This is a genomic window from Methylobacterium crusticola, from assembly GCF_003574465.1.
GTDB classification, from domain to species: domain Bacteria; phylum Pseudomonadota; class Alphaproteobacteria; order Rhizobiales; family Beijerinckiaceae; genus Methylobacterium; species Methylobacterium crusticola.
This window is the reverse complement of record NZ_QOWC01000452.1, coordinates 1-1664: the sequence shown is the minus strand read 5'-3', so window position 1 is coordinate 1664 and position 1664 is coordinate 1. Positions and strand designations below refer to the sequence as shown.

Annotated in this window: 2 protein-coding genes; one reads left to right on the top strand and one right to left on the bottom strand. The window is 72.7% G+C overall.

Translation table 11 applies throughout. The annotated features are described in order from the left end of the window. A partial coding sequence (locus DT057_RS34835; RefSeq protein ID WP_162501617.1) for a response regulator transcription factor occupies positions 1-425 on the top strand: 425 nt, incomplete at its 5' end. A gap of 239 nt (positions 426-664) precedes the next feature. Here the strand turns inward: DT057_RS34835 and galE are convergent. Continuing rightward, complete coding sequence (gene galE / locus DT057_RS34830; RefSeq protein WP_128566545.1) at positions 665-1657, bottom strand: UDP-glucose 4-epimerase GalE; 993 nt, start codon at positions 1655-1657, stop codon at positions 665-667. Positions 1658-1664: the final 7 nt, after the last annotated feature.

The window sequence follows — 1664 nt, the reverse complement described above, 5'->3', positions numbered from 1 at the left end:
TGCTGAGCGCCCACGACGACCGCACCTACGTGCGGCAGGCGCTCGGCGCGGGGGCGCGGGGCTACGTCCTCAAGCGCTCGGTCGGCGAGAACCTGCTCCAGGCGATCCGGGCGGTGAGCGGCAGCGGGCTCTACCTCGATCCCGCCATCGCCGACCGCTTCGTGCCGATCAGCGACCTGATCGTGCCGCGGGCGGGCGGGCGCTGCGAGCGGGGCGCGCCGCCCCTGACGGAGCGCGAGCGCGAGGTGATCCGGCTGATCGCCCTCGGCTTCACCAACAAGGAAGTCGCCGGCAAGCTCGGCGTGACGGCGAAGTCGGTCGAGACCTACAAGACGCGGGCGAGCGAGAAGCTCGACATCCGCACCCGGTCGAAGATCGTCCAGTACGCCATGCTGCAGGGATGGTTCCAGAACCTGCCGCAATGACGGCCCGGCCGCCGAAGCATCGCCCGGCGGTCCGCGTCCTGGAAGAACGAGATGCCGACCAAGGCGTCGCCTCTGTGCCTGACGGTGTCGGGCGTTCGGCATCTCGTGGTCTCGAACGTAGCGGGAAACCCGTTAACAAACCATCAACAATCGGGTGGTGCCGGCCTCCGGCCTTGTGAGGACTTGCGCGCCGCCGCCGCCGTGTGCCAGGGCCGCGCCCGGCGGCCCTCACGGCGGGTTCAGCGCTGGTTTCTGTGTGGGAGGGCGCGCTCCCAGGCGAGGGCCTGGGCCACGATGGCGCGCAGGTCGTCGTGGCGGGGCTGCCAGCCGAGCTCCTGCCGGATGCGGTCGGCGCCGGCGATCAGCCGCGAGGGATCGCCCGCCCGGCGCGGGGACAGCCGCACCGGGAAGTCGACGCCCGAGACCGCCTTGACCACGTCGATCACCTCCAGCACCGAGTAGCCGCGCCCGTAGCCGCAGTTCAGCGTCAGGCTGCCCCCGCCCCCGCGCAGGTGGCCCAGCGCCACCAGGTGCGCCGCGGCCAGGTCCGAGACCTGGATGTAGTCGCGCAGGCACGAGCCGTCCGGCGTCGGGTAGTCGGTGCCGAACACCTCGAGCGCCCCGCGCTGGCCGAGCGCCGCCTGGGTGGCGACCTTGATCAGGTGGGTGGCCTGGGGCGAGGACTGGCCGGCCCGCCCGCGCGGGTCGGCGCCCGCGACGTTGAAGTAGCGCAGCGCCACGTAGCTGAGGCCGTGGGCGCGGGCCGCGTCGGCGAGCATCCACTCGGTCATCAGCTTGGAGCGGCCGTAGGGGTTGATGGGGGCGGGCGGCAGGTCCTCGGGCACCGGCGAGACGGCGGGCTCGCCGTAGACGGCGGCGGTGGAGGAGAAGATGACGTGGCGCACGCCCGCCCGCACGGCGGCCTCGAGCAGGGCGCGGGACTTGACGGTGTTGGCGAGGTAGTAGCCGAGGGGATCGGCCACGGAGTCCGGCACCACGATCTTGGCGGCGAAGTGGGCGAGCGCGTCGACGCCGTGGCGCCGGATGGTCTCGGCCACCAGGGCCTGGTCGGCGATGTCCCCCTGCACGAGGGTGACCTCCGGCGGCAGCGCCCAGGCAAAGCCCGTCGAGAGATCGTCGAGCACCACGACCGCGTCGTGCCCCGCGTCCAGAAGCGCCAGCACCATGTGGCTGCCGATGTACCCAGCCCCGCCCGTCACAAGAACCGCCATGGTGCCC